General features: G+C 51.1%; 4 protein-coding genes. All 4 read left to right on the top strand.

Annotated features, from left to right (window positions below):
• Window positions 1–249, top strand: a 249-nt coding sequence (locus tag QZP87_RS12570) for a hypothetical protein (protein WP_291323270.1), incomplete at its 5' end; no start/stop codon positions are given.
• A gap of 51 nt (window positions 250–300) precedes the next feature.
• Window positions 301–1935, top strand: coding sequence for an MBL fold metallo-hydrolase (locus tag QZP87_RS12565; RefSeq protein ID WP_291323269.1), 1635 nt, complete (start codon window positions 301–303; stop codon window positions 1933–1935).
• A gap of 15 nt (window positions 1936–1950) precedes the next feature.
• Window positions 1951–2514, top strand: coding sequence for a 16S rRNA (guanine(966)-N(2))-methyltransferase RsmD (gene rsmD / locus QZP87_RS12560; protein WP_291323268.1), 564 nt, complete (start codon window positions 1951–1953; stop codon window positions 2512–2514).
• A complete protein-coding gene (gene coaD / locus QZP87_RS12555) occupies window positions 2496–2999 on the top strand; it encodes a pantetheine-phosphate adenylyltransferase (protein ID WP_291323267.1) in 504 nt (167 codons plus the stop codon). Before rsmD ends, coaD begins: the two co-directional genes overlap by 19 nt.
• Window positions 3000–3279 lie beyond the last annotated feature (280 nt).

The raw sequence follows: 3279 nt of genomic DNA, 5'->3' as shown, positions 1-3279 counted from the left end.
ATCGCCAAGGAAGACAGGATAATTTTTTTCATTTGTCACTCGTTTCTCGTGACAAATGAAAAGGCAGCCTTGTCCAAAACCGTGTCCCGGTTTTGGACAATACCTCTGCTTCGCCTCTTAATCTTTGCGTACTTTGCCTGCCCAGTTGCATTGCTCGAAGAGCAAGCCCGAAGGGCATTCAACCGGGGCGGCTGGCCTGCCACGCGCTTCGCGTGGTTATTGTTTTTTGTGACAGGGTTTCAGGAGTAAGCGCCTAAACAGATACGTTCATCAGCAGGCATATCCATGCCGGGAGATAGTATGCAGGTAAAATTTCTGGGAGCGGCCAGAGGTGTCACAGGTTCGTGTTTTGTTGTTCATTCCGGGGATAACAGGTTTGCCGTGGATTGCGGCATGCACCAGGGGACGCAGGAAGTGGAGCAGCGCAACCAGGACCTGAATGTGTATGATGCTGCTGGACTGGAATTTGTTCTTCTCACCCATGCGCATATCGATCATTGCGGGCTTTTGCCTGCCCTGGTCAAGTATGGTTTCAAGGGCAGGATATACTGCACCAGGCCCACCGGGGATTTGTTGGAGATAATGCTGAAAGACAGCGCTCATATTCAGGAGATGGAAGCGGAATGGGCCTCCAGAAAAAAGGCCAGGCACGGGCGCTTCAACAGGATAGAACCATTATATACAAGCCGGGATGTCAGCCGGACCCTGTCCCTGGTGCAGGCAGTAGAGTACAACGAGGAGTTTACTCCGTGTCGGGATGTGCATGTCCTTTTCAAGGATGCGGGGCATATTCTGGGTTCGGCGATAATTGAAATCAGGGCCGAAAACGTTGATGACGGGCGCATCAAACTGGTTTTTTCCGGTGACCTGGGCCGTCCCAACCAGTTGCTCATGCGCAACCCAAGCCATTCCGAGGTGGCGGATTTTCTGTTTCTGGAATCCACTTACGGCAATCGGGATCACAAGGACGAAGATCAGAGCAGGGAGGAGTTGCTGCTGGCGATTAATTACAGCTACGAGAAAGGCGAAAAGGTGATTATTCCGGCCTTTGCTCTGGAAAGAACGCAAGAGGTGCTTTATTCTCTGTATCTTTTGTACCAGGAAGGCAGGCTGCCCCAGGACATGCCACTTTTTCTGGACAGTCCCCTGGCCATTCGCGCCACCCAGGTTTTCAGCAAACATTACAGCTATTTTGACGCTCAGACCAGGGCGATATTTCATTCCGGAGACGATCCCCTGAAACTTCCCAATCTGAGAATTTCCCAGACAGCACAGGATTCCATGAACATCAACAGCTATAAAGGCCCGGCCATAGTAATATCCGCCAGTGGCATGGCCAACGCAGGGCGGGTCAAGCACCACCTGCGCCATAATATCTGGAGAAAGGGGGCCGGCATTGTCTTTGTGGGCTTTCAGGCTCAGGGCACCATTGGGCGCAAAATAGTAGATGGTGCTGCAAGCGTCAGGATTCTGGGGGAGGAACTTGCGGTAAAAGCCAGGATTTTTACAATCAACGGGTTTTCCGCGCATGCCGGCCAGAGCCAGATACTTGAGTGGCTGTCGGTCTTTTACAATCAGGGAATGAAGGTTTTTCTGGTACACGGGGAATATGAAAACCAGCTGGCACTGGCTGAAAAAATCCAGGAGCAGTTCGGATACGAGGTACATATCCCGGATTACCTTGAAGAATGCATATTGAAGACCGACCGGGGTTACGAGGCCCGCCTGCCTCCTGAAAAGAAAGGACCTGCAGTCAACTGGGACTATGTCCTGGCCGAGCTGGAGGACAAGATGAGTACCCTGCGCCTGAACGAAAAAGATCTCAGCTCCATGGACACCCGGGAACAGTCCAGGATTCGAGATGAACTTCTTGAAATCGGTTCAGACATTTCCAGGGTGCTCGCCAGCCTGAACAGCGGCAACAACAGCTGCTAGAATTCACTGAAACCAATGCGCATCATTGCAGGCAAATACAGGGGGCGGGTTCTCAAGACCGGATCCGGCCCTGGATACAGACCTGCAACGGCCAAGGTCAGGGAGGCGGTGTTTTCCATGCTGCAAGCCCGCAACCCTGAATGGACCAGTTTGCATGTTCTGGACCTCTTTGCGGGCAGCGGGGCGCTGGGGCTGGAAGCATTGAGCAGGGGGGCGGCTGGAGCTGTTTTTGTAGAAAAAAATCCTGCAGCAGCGGGGATTTTACGTGAAAACCTTCAGCTGCTTAATATTCCAGGCAACAAGGCCGTGGTGGTTCAGAAAGACGCCGGAAAATATGTGGGGCATAAGGCCGGACAGAGCTTCGGGCTGGTGTTTGTGGACCCGCCTTACGGTATGAGCCTTTTGAGTCGGGTGGTTCCAAAGGTTGTCGACAATGCCTGGCTTGACTCTAAAGGTGTTTTGTGCGCAGAAGTTGAAGTAAAACTTGAAGTATTCCAGGAGGAATTCCCGGGGCTTGCCCTGATAAAAAACAAACATTATGGCCAGACAAGGATTTTGATGTGGGAAAGAACAAGTTGATTGCAGTTTACCCCGGTACTTTCGATCCCCTTACCAACGGCCATGTCAGCCTGGTGAAAAGGGGGCTGGAAATATTCGATGAGATTGTAGTGGCAGTGGCCTTGCACACCCCCAAACAACCCGTGTTTTCACTGCAGGAGAGGGTGGATATGGTCAGAAATGCCTTTAAGCCCTTTCCAGCAGTAAAGGCAGAGCCCTTTGAGGGGCTTCTTATCGATTACGTTCGCAGCAAAAATGCCAAAGCTATATTGCGAGGCATGCGGGCAGTGGCTGATTTTGAATACGAGTTTCAAATGGCCCTGATGAACAGACGCCTGGACCGAGACATCCAGACTATTTTTTTCATGACGGATTACAAATGGCTCTATATCAGTTCCACCCTCATCAAGGACGTGGCCAGGCTGGGGGGAGACATTACCGGACTCGTTCCGGAAAATATCAAGATTGAACTGTATAAGCACTACCAGGAACAAAAGAAAACTTAACCCTGCAAAGACATTAACGCAGGCTGTGCCTGCAATCCAACTACAGAAAAGAGTTTTTTGACAGGATTAACAGGATTAAGAGATGGATTAAGAGAAAAGCATTTTTATCCCGCCCGGAAGGCGGGCTAAAAGGTCTTCAATCTGCGGCTTCCGGCCGATCATGTTTGTGGGGACAGGCACCCCGGCACTTATTTTTTATTGAACAAGAAACAGATTAGAAAAATAAATGCCGGGAGAGCCAGTCCCCGTGCTCAACGCGTCCTGCAAGGGTTAACCGGAT

The organism is Desulfonatronospira sp. (assembly GCA_003563255.1).
Lineage (GTDB): Bacteria > Desulfobacterota > Desulfovibrionia > Desulfovibrionales > Desulfonatronovibrionaceae > Desulfonatronospira.
The sequence above is the reverse complement of the archived record's forward strand: the minus strand, read 5'-3'. Positions and strand labels throughout refer to the sequence as shown.